Below are 16,671 nucleotides of genomic sequence, written 5' to 3'. Positions count from 1 at the left end.
TACTATAACCAAATTCTCTGGCTTTGCAAAATAAATAACTCCGCTGCTTTAAAAGTTTTATAACTATATTCATTTCTTTCGTAACTAAAGTTGCTGGTATATTAGTTGCATCAAGCCGGACTTTTTAATAATTCACCAGAGTGCCTCGTCCGCAGAATTTCTCAGCTTTTAATTTCCGGAGTTAATCTAAATGAATACTCGCACCCCGCTTTTAAATCCGCTGACTTTACCTAACGGCGCGGTATTAAAAAATCGACTGGTCATGGCGCCGATGACCACCTGTACGGGATTTTATGACGGCACCGTGACCAGCGAGCTGGTTGAGTACTATCGCGCGCGCGCAGGCACGCTGGGTACCGTCATCGTCGAGTGCTGCTTTATTGACGCCAAAGGGCCCGCCTTTCCCGGCGCTATCGCCATCGACAACGACAACAAAATCGCGGGACTGGCGCGCATCGCCGACGCGATTAAATCCCAGGGTTCGACCGCTATCCTGCAGATCTATCACGGCGGCCGTATGGTGGAGCCGGAGCTGATTGGCGGTAAAACGCCGGTCGGCCCGAGCGCCATCGCCGCGCCGCGCGAAGGCGCGACCAAACCGCAGGCGCTGACCGCCGATGAAGTTGAAGTGATGATCACTAAATTCGGTGACGCGGTGAACCGCGCCATCAAGGCGGGCTTCGACGGCGTAGAGCTGCACGGCGCCAATACCTACCTGATTCAGCAGTTCTATTCGCCTAACTCTAACCAGCGCGACGACAAGTGGGGCGGCAGCCGTGAAAACCGCGCCCGCTTCCCGCTGGCGGTGCTGGATATCGCCCATAAAATGGCGGAGCGCATCGCAGATAACACCTTTATTATCGGCTATCGCTTCTCGCCGGAAGAGATTGAAGTACCCGGCATTCGCTTTGACGACACGCTCTATCTGCTGGAGAAACTGGCGGAGCGCGGCCTTGACTACGTGCACTTCTCCGTGGGCCAGCTGCTGCGTCCCTCTATCGTCGATACCCGCGACCCAACGCCGCTGATCGACAAATATATTGCACAGCGCTCCGAACGCCTGGCGAAAGTGCCGGTCATCGGCGTGGGCGGCGTGGTGAATAAAGCTGACGCCGAGATGGCGCTGGAGCACGGCTACGATCTGGTGGCGATCGGCAAAGCCTGTATCGCCTACCCGAACTGGGCGGATCGCGTGCTCAACAACGAGCATCTCGACCTCTACATTGACAGCACCCAGCGCGAAGCGCTGATGATCCCGGAGCCGCTGTGGCGCTTCTCGCTGGTGGACGCGATGATCCGCGAAGTCAGCGCGCCGGGCCGCAAATATAAAGCGGGCGTCTATCAGGAAAAAGTCGAGGCGGAAGCGCTGAAGCTGAAAATCAACGTCACCCTCGATACCGACCGCATCACCGATATCTCGCTGGTGCCGGACGATACGCTGGACGTCGATTTCACCGAGACCTTTGAGAGCCTGCGTAGCCGTATTCTGGTGGCTAACAGCCCGCACGTTGACGCCATCAGCGGCGCCACAACCCAGAGCGAGGCGCTGAAAAAAGCAGTATCGCGCGCGCTCTCTACCTCCAGCAAAGAGTATGTGATTGAAGAGGGCGGTAATCCTTCCGCGCCGCAGAACTACGACGTAGTGGTGATCGGCAGCGGCGGCGCAGGCCTGGCGGCGGCGATTCAGGCGCACGACGAAGGCGCGCGCGTGGTGATCATCGAGAAGATGCCGACCATCGGCGGCAACACCATCAAAGCCTCCGTGGGCATGAACGCGGCGGAAACCCGCTTCCAGGCGATGAAGGGCATCAAAGACAGCAAAGAGCTTTTCTATCAGGAGACGCTGAAGGGCGGCCAGCACAAAAACAACCCGGCGCTGCTGCGTGAGTTTGTCGATCTGGCACCGGAGGCGATCGACTGGCTGGCGGATCACGGCATTGAGCTGAACGATATCACCATCACCGGCGGTATGAGTATCGACCGTACGCACCGTCCTGCGGACCGCTCGGCGGTCGGCGGCTACCTGATCAGCGGCCTGGTGAAAAACATCAACAAGCGCAATATTGAAGTGCTGCTCGATACCTCGGTCGCGGAAATTCTCACCGAGAATGGCGCGGTGACCGGCGTGAAGGTGGTGGATGAGTATTACGACAGCCGCATCCTCTATGCGAAAAGCGTTATCGTCGCCACCGGTGGCTTCAGCGCCAACCGCGAGATGGTGGTGAAATACCGCCCTGAGCTGGACGGCTTTGTCACCACTAACCACAAAGGCGCTACCGGCAGCGGCATCGCTATGCTGCAGAAGCTGGGCGCGGATACCGTGGATATGGGCGAAATCCAGATCCACCCGACGGTGGAACAGACCACCTCCTATCTGATCTCCGAGTCGATTCGCGGCGGCGGTGCTATCCTGGTTTCACAGGCGGGCAAACGCTTCTTTAACGAGATGGAGACGCGCGACAAAGTTTCCGCGCAGATTATCGCGCTGCCGGAGAAAAGCGCCTGGGTGGTCTTCGATGAGCAGGTTCGCGCAAACAACAAAGCGGCGGATGAGTATATCGCCAAAGGCTTTGTTATCAGCGCGCCCACCGTGGGCGAGCTGGCAGTGAAGCTCAATATGGAGCACACCACGCTTGAAGAGACGCTGGCGCGCTACAACCAGTTTGTGGTGGACCAGAAGGATGAGGATTTCGGCCGTACCACCGCGCTGCGTCATCCGCTTAATCAGGGACCGTTTTACGCCATCCGCATCGCGCCAGGGGTGCATCACACCATGGGCGGTGTCACCATCAACACCGACACTGCGGTGCTCGACAGCAACAAACAGGTGATCCGTGGTGCCTGGGCGGCGGGGGAAGTGGTCGGCGGCATCCACGGCGCCAACCGCATTGGCGGCAACGCTGTAGCGGATATCATTATCTTTGGTATCCTTGCCGGACGTAACGCGGCGGCCCTGGCGCGCGGCTAGCCCGCCGCTGGCGGCTACGAGCGCCGCGCCAGGGATGGCGCACGGCGCGCAGGGCAGCAACGCCCGGCGCGCCGTTACCGCCGCGCCCGGATCCACTTAGACAGCCGAGGCGAGTATGTCAGCCGACGAAGGCGTTTACGCCTATTCCGCAGTGCTTATGGGTTCGCCCATCCTTCTTAAACTCTTTGACGATAATGCGGCGCTGGCCGCGCAGGTCTTCCGTCTTATTCGCCATCAGGAGAATATCCTCACCGTCAACCGCGCCCACTCCGAAGTGATGGCGATCAACCACGCCGCAGGCAAAGAGGCGGTCTGCGTCAGCCGCGAGGTGTTCGATCTGATCCAGTGCGCGCACCAGGTGAGTTTATTGCCGCAGAGCCTGTTTAATTTCACCATCGGCCCGCTGGTCAAGCGCTGGAAGATTGGCTTTCAGGGCCGCAGCGTGCCGCCGCACGCCGAGCTGGAGAGGCTGATGGCGCTGACCGATCCGCGCCAGGTGGAGCTGGATCCCGCGCGGCGCAGCGTGTTTCTGCGCCAGCCGGGCATGGAGATCGATTTAGGCGCTATCGCGAAAGGCTATATCGCCGATCTGGTACGCAGCTTTCTGCGCCAGCACGGCGTGGAAAGGGCGCTGATTAACCTGGGCGGCAATGTGCAGACGCTCGGCGCGCCGCCGCAGGCTGCCGGCTGGTCGGTGGGGCTGAAAACCCCCTTCGGGGCGGCCGACGCGCTTATCGGCGTGATTGAGGTGGCGGGTAAATCGGTGGTGACCTCGGGGATCTACGAACGCTATTTCGAGCTGGACGGGCGCCTCTATCACCATATTCTCGACGCGCGCAGCGGCTATCCGCTCGACAACGAGCTGCTGAGCGTCACGGTGATTTCCGACCGCTCGATAGACGGCGATATCTACACCACGCTGCTTTACGGGCTGGGGGTGGAGCAGAGCCTCGAGGCGCTGCACGACGCGCCGCACATCGAGGCGATATTCGTGACCCGCGACCAGCAGGTGATCTGCTCTTCGTCGCGCCAGTTCGCGTTTCGCCTGCATGACCGCCGCTACCGGCTGATTACTGACAGTACTGCCTGAGCAGCGAATGGTATTCCGGCTGCAGGCGGTAGCGATAGACCGGCCGGCCGGTTGCGCCGTAGTGGATGCTGGTGAAAAGAATATTGATCTGCGCCAGCCAGATCAGGTATTTGCGGCAGGAGACGCGCGAGATATTCACCTCCGCCGCCAGCTCGTCGGTAGAGAACTCGCTGCCGGGATTGGCATCAATCCACTGGCAGAGGGTGCGCAGCGTCTGCGGCGTCAGACCCTTCGGCAGCCGTTTGCTGTCGTTGCTGGTGGGCGGGTTGCCGTGGATCAGCTGGTCGACTTCCGCCTGCTGATAGTAGAGGTGGTTATCCATCAGCGACTTCTTCTGTCGCCAGTTGGTGAGCGCCTCTTCAAAACGCGGGAACTGGAAGGGTTTGATCAGGTAATCCACCACCCCGTAGTGCAGGGAGGTTTTGATGGTGGCGGCGTCGGCAGCGGATGAGATAATGATCACCTCGACAGGCTGCTTTGCCTCGCGCAGCTCCGGCAGCAGATCCAGCCCGTTCTCATGCTGCAGATAGATATCGAGCAGCACCAGATCCACGGCGGGCTCGCTGTGGAGGATCATCTCTTTCGCCTGCTGCAGCGTCGACGCCGTGCCGACGCAGTGAAAGCCCGGCACCTGCCCGACGTAAACGCGATTCAGCTCGGCGACCATAGCGTCATCATCGACCACTAACACATTGATCATGCGGTTTTGTTGCCTCCATCCCAGGGAAGTTGTACAAAAAATTGGGTAAACACGCCCGGTTCCGACTCCACGCTGACGCTGCCGCCCAGGCTTTCCGTCTGCTGCTTCAGCAGATACAGCCCGACGCCGCGATCCTCGCCTTTAGTCGAAAAGCCTTTGTCAAAGATAGCATCCAGCTTGTCGGTCGGTATGCCTGGTCCGTCATCGCTGACCTCGCACGCCAGCCAGCCGTTCTGGTAGTGCAGCATCACGTGGATATCGCCGTTGTGTTCACTGCCCAGCGCGTCGAGGGCGTTCTCGATCAGGTTGCCGAGCACGGTGATCAGCACGGCGATCTGCTGCTCGTTGCCGATATCGGGCAGGAAGCTGGCGTCGCTCAGCGTCAGGCGATGGCCGCTGTCCGAGGCGCGATTGATTTTACTCAGCAGGAAGCCGGCGATCACCGGCGACTTGATCTTATCGAGCAGCGAACCGATTTCGGTCTGGTAGTTGTTCGCCGTCTTTAAAATATAGGCTTCGACCTGCTCATAGTTTTTCATATGCAGCAGGCCAAGAATAACGTGCAGCTTATTCATAAACTCATGCGAGCGCTCACGCAGCGCGTCGACGTAGTTTACCATGCCGCTCAGGCGCTGCAGCAGCCGCGTGATTTCGGTTTTATCCCTGAAGGTGCAGACCGCGCCGATAAGCCGCTGCTGACTGTAGACCGGCACGGTATTGCTCAGCAGCACCTGGCCGTTGATATTCAGCTCTTCATCGCGCCGCGCGCGGCCGGTAGCCAGCGTATCCCGCAGCTGCGCGTGGATCACGCTGGCGTCATCCATGCTGCCGGAGCCTTCCTCCGTTAGCAGCTTTTGCGCCGCCTCGTTGATCAGCGACACCTCGGCGTGGGCGTCCACGGCGATAACCCCCTCTTTTACCGAGTGCAGGATCGCCTGGCGCTGTTCGAACAGCGAGGAGATCTCCCAGGGCTCAAGCCCAAAGAGGATGCGCTTCAGGGTTTTTACCAGCGCCAGCGTGCCCAGCGTGCCCGCCAGCGCGCCGATCAGGATGGTCCAGATAATGCTCCAGCGGCTCTGGTTGATCTGCACGCTGACCGCCTCCAGCGAGATACCTATCGACACCACGCCGATCTGCTGCTGCTGCGCGTTATAGACCGGCGTAAAGACGCGCAGCGCCTCTGCCAGCGAGCCGCGATTGACCGAGACGTTCTCTTTGCCCTGCAGCGCCGGGTTGATGTCGTCGCCGATAAAATGCTTGCCGATAAGCGCCGGATTCAGATGGGAGTAGCGGATGCCCTGCATATTGGTCACCACCACAAACAGCAGATTGTTGTGCTGCTGTGCCGCGCGGGCGATAGGCTGGATAATGCCGGCGTCCGGCGGCCCGCTCAGCGCCTGTTGAATGGCGGGCACGTCCGCCAGCGTGCGCGCCACGGCCATCGCCTTGTCTTCCAGCTGGTTCTGCGTGGCGTTGCCGATCTGGAAGAAGTAGAGCAGATGCACGCTGAGCAGCACGAAGGTCACTACCGCGCCGATCATCAGCGTGACCAGCGTGCTGAGCTTCATATGTTTTTTGCGGGTCAGGTTGCCTTGCGGTGTGTCGCGCATCGTCGGTCCTTTATCGGAAAGCGGTGGGGTATTATCCCTTTCCGGCGCGAATTGAAAACCTTTTTAACGGTGAGCAGGGCGCAGGGGGGGCGGCGCGCCAGAGCGAGCGTGAACGCAGCAAAAGTTTTGCCAGTAGCGACATGTATGATGGGGTGAGCGTTTGCTCTGCCATCCCTACAGGGGAAAACGAGGCTGTACTGGTTGATGTGCAATTTATGCTGGCCAGTATACACCGGCTCGTTGTAGTGATTATCGAAACAAAACGCGAGCTATAAGCGGTTTTTATTACGCATCAGCATGTTGTCCTGGTACAGGGCTAAAGGTTCTTTAGCAAATTAGCGGTTTTTGCGAATCAATGTATCAGGGGCTGCGTGAAAGCATGATCCGCTCGCAACCCCTCTATGGTGATTAGCTCAAAGGTGTTGAATACGTCATTGACAGTTTCAGCGATTTACGGGACAAATACAAAGCGCTGCCAAAACACTGGCTATAGGTGACGATATGGAAAGCATGTTCCCTTCAGCTGGTCGCTAACTCTTAGGCTTGTATCTTTGTCTTTAATCGTGCTGGCACTTTTGGCTTCATATTATTTTCCTGAGATGATTCGAGATCACTATAGAAAACGATTTTCAATCGGCTGCTACTTCCTTTCCACACCACGTTAACCGAGGAAAATAATATGACTGTTACTCATTTTGTTAAAGATACTCCTGTTTGGGTCTGGGTGTTACTTGTTTTTCTCATTAAGCGTGGGATTACCGCACTATCCGACCGTGAAATGCGCATAGAACGTCTATTTATATTGCCGCTAATATTCCTTGTCTGGGGCGTCTATAGCGTTGTCCATGAAACAGTGGAAACAGACGCATCTTTGGCGTTGATGCTAGTCGGGGTAATTTTAGGCATCGGAATTGGATGGGCACTGTGGAGTTCCCAACCCAGACTGCGAAACGGTGCAGAAGAAAACGTAATTATCCGGGCGGGAACACCGCTGACGTTAGTGTTGATTGTGCTGCTATTTATCGCGAAATTTGCCCTAACGGCTTCATTGGCTCTATGGCCAGTGCTCTTCCATTCGTTGCATTACAATCTACTTTTCGGTCTGTTAAGCGGCGTTCTGGATGGTATATTCTGGGGCGGTACGCTAAATTTGTATATCTCATGGTATCGCTCTAAACATAAAGCAATGTACTGACTTAAAAAATACGCTGTTATAGCCAGACTGGCGATAACTTTGCAGCAGACAACGACAATGATGTTGCCTGATGCTGAGCATTCCGCAGCATGGCCAGAAGCCAGGATGTGATCAACCACATCTAATGGCTTTTGAGGCGGCTATTTTTTTACACGGTGAATATCTCTGCTTCAGCTATAGCCATTAAACTCTTCATCAGGAAAAAACACGGGACTCTTCGGTCTGATGCAGGAACGCTCGCCTGACGGCTGTTAAGGCAAAACTTATCCAGAAGGATGAACTGTATAAATGGCCATCCGTATTTTTCTCAAGCATTTCCGCGTATTCGTAAGAAGAAAAAATTAAATTAAGTGTCGCTATCGCCAGATCGAAAATCGATTGAATAATCCAAGGGCTTCAGCTGCAACGGTCGGTGCGCCGCATTTAGAGGCTATCTAAAGTATTTTGAAAATATGATGCAGTGTGATTTGCCTGATAGGGAGTTTGCCAATATTGCGGAAAAACACACGTTAAAACATATCCAGTCGGCGTGTTTGAATATTTCGGCCCAGTCTTTCATTTGCAACCACTCTTTAGCGATCAGCTCAAAGGTGTTAGAAGCGTCATTGACCTTGCGGATCTTATCTAACTGACGAGCCTGTGTCGGACTAACTCCATCTGCGACCTGCTTACGCGCTTGCTCGCATTTCTCTCGCGCTTCGGCGAGCTTTATCGCTGCATACTCACCCAACGCAAACATGCTGGATTTACCCTTGAGTTTAAACCGATAGCGCCAGGCCTTTTCGCCATTGGGTTCCACTTCGAGGTAGAGGCCATTAAAGTCATTGAGCCGATAGAGTTTTTCTTTTGGCCTGGCCATGCGGCTTTGTGTGTCAGTGGGCCTGAAGGACACCTGTTTATTTATTCTTTTGTTACAGGACTCACTTAAAATGAAGATGGAAGCATGTTGTACCCATCTTTGTTCTCATTTTTCACCGCGTCGTGACGAGATGAGTTGGAACACTAAGAAATGAAAAACCCACGCAGTTGCGTGGATTTTATAGATTTTTTGTGAACTTCATGAGGTGCTGTGAAACCCCATGAAACAACAAAACTTATTTAGACGTTGAATTGTGATTTTTTTATGAGGTTGATTTTTATTGTTTTATTTAATTTTTATTTGTACTCATTTTTGAGTTGGCTCACATTCGTAATGCGAAGGTGGTGGATTCGTCGCCAATTATCGGTACTATTTCAAACTCATTTCAATCAATTGAAATCAACTAAAAGCCCGTATGATGCGATTTTTGGCCCGTACCTTATCTCTGTTATCAACTCGACTCAACCGAAGTCAAATCATAGTTGGGGGCATAAGTAGGGATATTCTGTGTTTGGCTTTGGGAGATGCCCCCATGAAGCTTGATGCTTGACAAGTCGATAGCGCTAAATCCAGAGAGAAAGCCTACAAACAGTCGGATAGCGCTGGTTTGTAACTTGAGGTTTGTTCCCTCTGGTTCCAATACTGCCGCATGAAATATCGCTTCAACGGGAAAGAGAAGCGCCATGGCCTTTGGCGTGTACCCTACAGTGACTCTCGCGCAGGCGAGGGCATTGCGTGATGAGGCCAAGAAAAAGTTGGCCGAAGGGATCGATCCATCAACAGCAAAGAAATAAGAGAAACTGGTTTGCGATGTACAACTCAACAACACGTTCCAGACTGTGGCGCTTGAGTGGCATGCGACGAGAGTTGGTCGACGGTCTGAAGGATATGCCTCTGACATTCTGGAGGCTTTCAATAAATACATTTTCCCCTTCATACAGGGTATATTCTTACCTCGTTCTGTTGTGGAGAGGATTCTATGGATAACTGGCTAAAACAGTGGACGATGAAGAACCAACTTTCCGTCGCATCCCGCACGTTTGTCTGTTTCTGATGATGCTAAGGTGATGGCTTCCTACTCGCTGGCTTCCATCTCTGTAACAATAAATACTGCCCCCGTGCGCTTTTGCCGCAATATGTCTTACCAAATCCCCTTCTGGTGCTGGGACGCCTGGAGGTGGATAAATCGCTACATGGGCAAGGTATGGGGCTGGCACTGATACGTGACGCCGAGTTGCGGGTAATATAGGTAGCGGAACGCATCTGTATTCACGGGACGCTGGTTGATGCGTTGTCTGACGAAGCGCGGGAATTTTATCTGCGAGTGGGGTTTGAGCCGTTGCCGATGGATACGATGTTGCTGATAGGGGATTTGGTGGGAAGCGCTATCTGAAGAACGGCCATTTTAGTAAGACCTTAACAACAAAAACATCACTTGCCCCTCAAAGGCTAAGTATATTGATGTAAGATTCTTTACACAGGTGTATAATCTTTCTCTATGATTTTATGGCAAATAAAAACCAGTTACGGTTTGTTAGAAGAAGATATTTGGTATGGGCGTATGAGCAGTGTTTTTGAGAGAGAGAACGATAATATTCGGGTACTTTCACTTTTCTCCGGTTGTGGTGGTATGGATTTTGGAATTACCTCAGCTGGTGGAGACATCGTCTTTGCCAACGATGTTGTAGAGAATGCCTGCAAAACATTAGGGAACTATTTCCCCGATAGTGATATCAGGCATAGTGATATCTCTCAAATTCTGTCTTTTCCAGATGTTGATATTGTTGTTGGAGGCTATCCCTGCCAGTCATTTTCAATGGCAGGTAACAGAAAACCTAACAATGACGACAGAACAAACCTTTATAAACACTTTCTACGGGTATTAGAGACTGTTCAGCCGAAGTATTTTGTTGCTGAAAATGTTTCGGGCTTGAAACATTTAGGGGCAGGTAGCTTTCTGGAACAACAGCTCACGGCATATAAAGCTGCCGGGTACCAAGTCAGCTATCATATGGTAAACGCGAGGGCTTACGGCGTGCCTCAGTCGCGCAAGCGTTTGTTTATTATTGGCGTCAGAAACGATCTGGGGCAATACTTTGAATTTCCTGCTGAAACACATGGGAAAGCGACAAAAAAGAATCCTCATTTAAAACCCTATGTTTCACATGGTGAGGCTATTAGGGATTTACCACTATGGCCTGAAGGTGAGTTTTACGAACGACCACATGATCCTGAAGGGCATTTCTCATGGTATTTCATGTCCCGAAATCGTAAAGCTCTATGGGACAGCCCTGCTTACACCGTCGTAGCTAACTGGCGTCATGTGACATTACATCCTGCCAGCCCGGTGATGAAGTTAACATGGTCAAACCTGGAGGATGGCTGGAAGCAGCGCTGGGACTTTTCTGATGAATATGAGCATCTAATTGTTGATACTTCTCGTCCCAAACTGGAACAGGCAAGGCGGTTATCATGGCGGGAATGTGCACGAATACAAACTTTTCCACAGGATTTTGAGCCTGTAGGAGACGTCGAGTCAAAATTTACCCAAATTGGTAATGCTGTTCCCCCACTGCTGGCTGAGGTACTTTTTCGGCATTTATTTTCTGGTGCTGGTTTGAAAAAGATGACAGCGAACGGTAATTAGGCGGTGAGTATGGATAATTCTTTCCCGGTTACTTTAGAAGAATGGAATGCTGAACTAGTAAAGATCGTCTTTTTTGAGTCTTCGCATACAGGCTCGACTTTAAGCCGAATTGATACTACGGGACGCATTTTTGAGCAACTTGCAGGTCCACGTAGCAAAGAGGATGCTAAGCGAAGTTTCCTGATTTCGTTCGGAAAAAAAGCGTCTAAAATCCAGGATGCTCTCAGGGATGAGTCGCGATTAGACATTTTAGCGCAAATAAAAGGATACCCTACTTATTTTGCCGTTTTATATTTAACATTACTTGCTGCCAGTGCTGATGATGAAACACATGACGAAAGGGATTTTCGGGTTCGATTTTCTGTGCTGCTTGGCTTTGATAAAAATAAAAAATTTGTTTTTACTGAATTACCCAACTTATGGGAAAGGTTAGAAAGATGGAGTAGTAAAAGACAAAACTGTACCCGTTTAATCTTGCCAAGGCCATCAAAGCATGAAAGATTGATTGGGTATTCCAAGAGAATTGCTTTTCCCTGCTACAAAGATGAGGTCTTTTTACGGAATATTCTCATCGATAATAAATTAGATAACCATTCAACTTTTGAATCAGTTAATAAGGTAGTACATCAATATATATCTTATTTTAGCGAAGTTTTTAACCAAGAGTTTATTGAGTTCAGAACATTACTTTCAAAGGCTGCTATGCAGCAGGCTTATGACTCTCCTTTTTGGGGCGCTGTCCGTGATATCACTGTACACACAGAAAGAGAACAACTCAAAGAGAATGGTAAGTATTGTATTCACATGGAGTTTAATGATTCAGGTAATCCGGAGATTTATCTTCTTATGGATGACGCTGCTGCTAAAGCCTCAGAAATCCAGCGTTATTACTCCTTGCCTAATGAAATAGAGAACTATAATAATATATATTACGAACGAGACATAGGCACCACATTAAATTCCTTGGATTTATTATTAAAAAAAGGGAAGGGTTATTTCTATAAATCACGAGTGGGAGTCGCACTGCGGTCTGGGTGTTTGCCGCTTTTTCGTGATGATTTTTGTCATATTAGTTCAGAAGGAGAATATTATGAAGATTCTCCAACCTATTTAATACTTCATCATACATATGCAGACAGTATTTACGCTGTCTTGAAGAAGGTTGGCGAAAGAGTACAACGTCGGGATATTAAATCTACCAAATGGTCGATAGTTTCTTCCGATAAAGTTGGCAGGCAAACGCTGGATAAGATTGCCCGTTTGTTACCAGAAGAAGCCCGTCGTTTTCTAATACAGGGATGGCAGCCTGCTCGACCTCGTATGTCAGGTGCAGCGCGATTTGGACAGGCTATACTGCTTAACCCTGCCAGTACACCAATAATTCATATGCCTGAAGTACTAAGAGGATGCTATGTCATCAGCAATAAAGACGGAGAAGTATTAACTCATGGCTCGCTATCTCAGGGAGCTGAAGGATTATTCATTCCACCAGAGGAGTTGATGGAAATATCTGGTCAGGCATTTTGTCGCTACGAACTTACGTTAGCGCATTCAGATATCCCAGTAAATTTTGATGTACACGTGTTAGATCACGCGCCTTACGCCACTTATTGTAAAATTACAGAGCCACATGAATGGCTTATTGATGGACCATCGGGAGTATTAATGGCGTTAGGGGATACGGCAGTGATCCCCCCACTGAAACGCGAAAAAATAACACCATTGAGTGGTGCTCAGATGTTATGGCAGTATAAAAATTGCCTTCCTGTAACATGCCAATATACCGAGTTACATAATATACCCGCAGCATTTGACTGGCTCGCTGAGGCGCTGGCATTGCGTTTTCAACGTCGTAGCACATTGCCTTTTGGTGAATTAAAACAACATATTGACCCCGTATCACAGGTAACGAGGATACCCGAGTGGCAATTGCGTCGCATGCTCTTTGCTGCTGGCTGGCTTTGTGTAGTACAACGACGTCATGCGCCATATTCGTTAGTCTCATTGGCTGAAAGAACCATTTCCGTTGATGTCACTGAGCAGGGAATTGTTGCCCGAATTCTGGGGATGTTTACAAGAAGTGAACGTAATCTTCTCCAAGAAGCACTTAATAACGGTGAGCGAATAGGGCGTCGGTTGGTTGAGGATAAAGGTTGTTCAATGGGTTGTATTGAATTGCATCTATCAGCCAAAGAGCGTATTCATGCTTTCATTGAAAAGTTTGGGTTACGTTTGGTTAGTCACGACGATTTCCCCGTAAATGCTTTGAGCGGAGTATTGCTACCACTGTCTCAAATGCAGTTTATCCCGGCTTTACCCCCGGAACTCCATGTGTCGCTATGGCAAGCTGAAAAATACAAATGGTCAGAAGAACAGCGGCTTACTCAAACGGCTAATAATCTATTGATACGGTGTCAGGAAAAGCAGCGTTATCGTTATTTTATTCGGCAGAACACCGGATACTGGCAAACTGATAGCTTCTCCTGGGCATTAATGGCTCAGATGATATGTTCAGGAGAAACGGTTGGCGTGCAAAAAGGCGATACTGACTGGTGCTGGCCAAAGAAAATCTTTGCGTTACCGCCCTCCGTTTTACAGTGGTGGATCCATGTTGCCCATGGATGCTTGTCGATAACAGATAATGGTGGTTACTTATTTGCAGGGGGGAAATTTCCACTCTGGGACAATGTAATGGTTTCCCCTTCGTGCCAACGCGCGTTGGAACGACGGAACAGAGCGCTGACAACACGCAAGCTGCGTAGAACCTTCCAGTAATTTTACAGAATCAGGTGGTAAGGAGAACGTTTAACATGGCTAAAAAGAAAAGTATTATCAGCGACCGGCTGGGCCAAATGTACAGCTTCGGTACAGAAGCTCATGAATTGATCAGATGCTTGCAAGAGTGCAAGCAAAGGCTCACCAGAAATGGCGCTAAAGCAGATAATTTACCTAAAGGACCAGAGAAAAGGTTACATTTTCTCCGTACGTTACCACCTAAGGCCAAACTTGTTGTGTCTGATTGGCTTCGTGAAAATTTAACGTTTTCTGAACAAAATGACCCAGAAAATGTTCTTAGAGATCTGTTAGAAGCAGAAAGTAATGCGGAAGATATTGAACTCTGTAAACCGTTATGGCGCACTATTCTGGGATTCTATATTTCTTCTGACTGCCCTGAAATTATAACGAAATTCCTGAATGGTGAAGAAATAGATTTACCCCAACATGGTGTTTCTGACTCTTCGACAATTAATTTCATGGATGAAGACATTGAACATTGTGCCTTAATTAGTCAGGGTAGAGAAATTCCTAAGCCAGAGCGCACTATACCGCTGTTTGTTGGGGGATTGGTTGATGCACTCAGGGGAACGCGAACAGCCGATAATCGATGGCGGACAAAGCTATCAGAACATTCTTTACCGATGGCGCGAAAATTGGGTGAGCTTATCGATCAGTTTGAAGCCAGTTACGACCTTAAAACAATAGATGGTACCAGTGTAATACAGGCTCCTCCCGTTGTTTCCAAAGAAATCGACAGTTCGATGGACGAAGTTATGTTCATTGGAAAAGTGTTAGCGTTAACCGCAACCGGCGCTTTTTTTGTTATGCCGATTAGTCTGTTAATTAATGGCAACCTACGAGACCTCCCGGAGGAACTGGTAAAAGATCTTTTCCCCCATGGAGGTGAAGCCATTGGTTTTGAAAGCCATTTCAGCAAAAAAATTACTCGGGGTGAAATAGCAATATGGAAAGCCCGATATCAGCCGTCTGATAAACCCGCGCAGTATGTTATTACTGACTACCTGTCGCGCGTTTATCCTGTCGTTGCGCTGCCTCATGCCTCTGATGAGCCTGATGCTGTCAGAGAGTGGTTACTGACCCGCTACCAGCCGCAAAACGATACGGCGGTCATTTTTCATCTAAGTGATGGCGTATCCCTAAGATTACCGGGTGACTTGTCTGATCCTAAAAAATATGACTTTGATATGCCGCTAGAGAGTTATCGTCAGGTTTCTCAGACACTACTTGGTTCTCATGCCCTCAGGGTGATCACTGAACTCCCTCAGGTGAGTAAAAAATATGATTGCGCTGAAGCTAGCACGTGGATCAAACGCCTGCTTAAACGCACTGATTCAGCAAAAGATTTCCCTCAATTCAGTAAAGGACAGCTACAAAATTTAACCCATTTTATTGCTGAACATGAGTCTGATAATGAGGCATCCTATCTTCGTGCAGTATCTCACCTGGAACAGATAGCAGATACAAAATCCTTTCTTAACGATACGACTCAACAGTTATTGGCTTTACCTGAGGTTGAAGCGCAAATTAATATTGAGAAACAAGAAATACTGACTCGTTACGAAGAAGAACAGTACCAGATTAAACAATCAATAAAGGTATTATCTGAAAAGAAAATACAGCTTGAAAATGAAATCGACGACCAGAAGAAAAAACTGAAAAAAGAGACCGATCGTATTAATAAAGCGCTACGTCAGCAAGAAAATGAACTGGAACAACGGATTAAAAAGACCTTCGAAGCTGCATCTCAAGCGGGAATTGAAACGCTGGCCCAGACAGCGTTACTGCGGGCGATAATTAAAAATGAAACAGTGCAGGAACAACCTGCCCAACGACGAATAGCACCAGAATCTGTAGCCGAATCAGTAAATTCTAATTTTCCATTAGCAGAGACGAATGCCCTGACTCGCAAACATCAACTATCATCGGCTATCGAAAAACAGGCTCTGGCGACGGGACTAAGTGAATCTTTATTATCCAGCCTGATTGCCGCTGCGAGTGTTACACCCGCAGTCGGATTGATGGGAAAACAGACGAAAGAGACTATCGCCTCACTAGCGAATCTCTTAGCTGGGAATGTTTGGGGGGAAGTATCGGTACATAGCGACCATTTTAGCTTCAGTGATTTAATGAACTCCCCCACATTGATCCGTTTATCCGGCGATACTAATACCATGACGCTAGGCGATTTTTTGACCCATCAACAAGAGGCAGGGCTGGCGAGCATCGTTGAATTGCGTGGTTTTAACCGCACTCCTCCAGAAACGCTGCTCCCTGAACTCCAAGAGTGCTTATTCAGAACTCGCCATCCTGCCGCATGCAGTTGGACGGATCGGCGGCAGGCTCTACGACATTTGCCCATCCGACACCCGATACTTTTTTTACTCACATTCACCACCGGGAAAAGCACGTTTCCATTACAGGCTCCTCTTGCTTACCAGTTACCCCTGTTTCTTGCAGAAAATATATGGTCGGATGAACGGCTATTTGAGCAAAATACTGACATCACGCCTTCTCGTATTACCCTTGAACTATGGCAGACAATCAATGTGGACAACCCCCAGCCAGAGTACCAAGCTTGTGCGCCAAGGGAAGTGCTAGAAGCAGCGCTACTCTCTTTACTTCCTGATGAACAAGCACAAGCTGTTGCCCGTCTGGCTTATAGCCTAGGCCGTAGTACGGCACAAGATATTTCGACCACGATTGACGCTCTTGCCCCGGAGTTAGGGCCATATGTTCAGGAAATGACTATCGGTGAATCTGCAAGCGTACTTGAGACCCTTTTCCAGTTATAAGCAAAGGATTA

8 protein-coding genes and 3 pseudogenes are annotated in these 16,671 nt (G+C 50.1%); 8 read left to right on the top strand and 3 right to left on the bottom strand.

The annotated features are described in order from the left end of the window. Positions 1–190: 190 nt before the first annotated feature. Both LB453_RS13740 and LB453_RS13735 read left to right on the top strand, forming a co-directional pair. A complete protein-coding gene (locus tag LB453_RS13740; RefSeq protein WP_103797501.1) occupies positions 191–2,968 on the top strand; it encodes a flavocytochrome c in 2,778 nt (925 codons plus the stop codon). 115 nt (positions 2,969–3,083) lie between these two features. After that, positions 3,084–4,058, top strand: coding sequence for an FAD:protein FMN transferase (locus tag LB453_RS13735; protein ID WP_103797502.1), 975 nt, complete (start codon positions 3,084–3,086; stop codon positions 4,056–4,058). On the opposite strand, the gene dcuR is transcribed toward LB453_RS13735, so the two are convergent. Further along, positions 4,039–4,758, bottom strand: coding sequence for a two-component system response regulator DcuR (gene dcuR / locus LB453_RS13730; protein ID WP_103797503.1), 720 nt, complete (start codon positions 4,756–4,758; stop codon positions 4,039–4,041). The two genes, LB453_RS13735 and dcuR, sit on opposite strands and share 20 nt — an antisense overlap. After that, positions 4,755–6,368, bottom strand: coding sequence for a sensor histidine kinase (locus LB453_RS13725; protein WP_103797504.1), 1,614 nt, complete (start codon positions 6,366–6,368; stop codon positions 4,755–4,757). The genes dcuR and LB453_RS13725 overlap by 4 nt, the downstream gene beginning before the upstream one ends. A gap of 679 nt (positions 6,369–7,047) precedes the next feature. Here LB453_RS13725 and LB453_RS13720 point away from each other — a divergent pair. Beyond that, positions 7,048–7,563, top strand: a complete 516-nt coding sequence (locus tag LB453_RS13720) for a DUF6622 family protein (protein ID WP_103797506.1) — start codon at positions 7,048–7,050, stop codon at positions 7,561–7,563. Positions 7,564–7,911: 348 nt separating this feature from the next. On the opposite strand, the pseudogene LB453_RS13715 reads toward LB453_RS13720, so the two are convergent. Beyond that, positions 7,912–8,422, bottom strand: a pseudogene (locus LB453_RS13715) (tyrosine-type recombinase/integrase); the annotation flags it as partial. 532 nt (positions 8,423–8,954) lie between these two features. Between LB453_RS13715 and LB453_RS13710 the strand changes: the two are divergent. The 5 genes and pseudogenes from LB453_RS13710 to LB453_RS13690 form a co-directional block, all read left to right on the top strand. Continuing rightward, a pseudogene (locus LB453_RS13710) lies at positions 8,955–9,360 on the top strand (tyrosine-type recombinase/integrase); the annotation flags it as partial. Then, positions 9,342–9,815: pseudogene (locus LB453_RS13705) on the top strand (GNAT family N-acetyltransferase). The pseudogenes LB453_RS13710 and LB453_RS13705, both read left to right, overlap by 19 nt. A 105-nt stretch (positions 9,816–9,920) precedes the next feature. Next, entirely contained in the window at positions 9,921–11,069 is a 1,149-nt protein-coding gene (locus LB453_RS13700; protein WP_224481443.1) for a DNA cytosine methyltransferase, read from the top strand. Between the two features lie 9 nt (positions 11,070–11,078). Continuing rightward, the gene (locus LB453_RS13695) at positions 11,079–13,844 is read left to right on the top strand and encodes a hypothetical protein (protein ID WP_103797507.1); all 2,766 of its coding nucleotides are present in this window, start codon (positions 11,079–11,081) and stop codon (positions 13,842–13,844) included. A 35-nt stretch (positions 13,845–13,879) separates the two neighbouring features. After that, positions 13,880–16,660: a kinetochore protein gene (locus LB453_RS13690; RefSeq protein WP_103797508.1), complete on the top strand. Its 2,781-nt coding sequence runs from the start codon at positions 13,880–13,882 to the stop codon at positions 16,658–16,660. Positions 16,661–16,671 lie beyond the last annotated feature (11 nt).

It is taken from the genome of Pantoea agglomerans (assembly GCF_020149765.1).
Lineage (GTDB): Bacteria > Pseudomonadota > Gammaproteobacteria > Enterobacterales > Enterobacteriaceae > Pantoea > Pantoea alvi.
This window is presented reverse-complemented; position numbering and strand designations above follow the sequence as displayed.

Bases quoted from the DNA above. Each gene is read 5' to 3' on its own strand.
- LB453_RS13740 (WP_103797501.1), top strand. From the start codon at position 191: ATGAATACTCGCACCCCGCTTTTAAATCCGCTGACTTTACCTAACGGC.
- LB453_RS13735 (WP_103797502.1), top strand. From the start codon at position 3,084: ATGTCAGCCGACGAAGGCGTTTACGCCTATTCCGCAGTGCTTATGGGT.
- dcuR (WP_103797503.1), bottom strand. From the start codon at position 4,758: ATGATCAATGTGTTAGTGGTCGATGATGACGCTATGGTCGCCGAGCTG.
- LB453_RS13725 (WP_103797504.1), bottom strand. From the start codon at position 6,368: ATGCGCGACACACCGCAAGGCAACCTGACCCGCAAAAAACATATGAAG.
- LB453_RS13720 (WP_103797506.1), top strand. From the start codon at position 7,048: ATGACTGTTACTCATTTTGTTAAAGATACTCCTGTTTGGGTCTGGGTG.
- LB453_RS13700 (WP_224481443.1), top strand. From the start codon at position 9,921: ATGATTTTATGGCAAATAAAAACCAGTTACGGTTTGTTAGAAGAAGAT.
- LB453_RS13695 (WP_103797507.1), top strand. From the start codon at position 11,079: ATGGATAATTCTTTCCCGGTTACTTTAGAAGAATGGAATGCTGAACTA.
- LB453_RS13690 (WP_103797508.1), top strand. From the start codon at position 13,880: ATGGCTAAAAAGAAAAGTATTATCAGCGACCGGCTGGGCCAAATGTAC.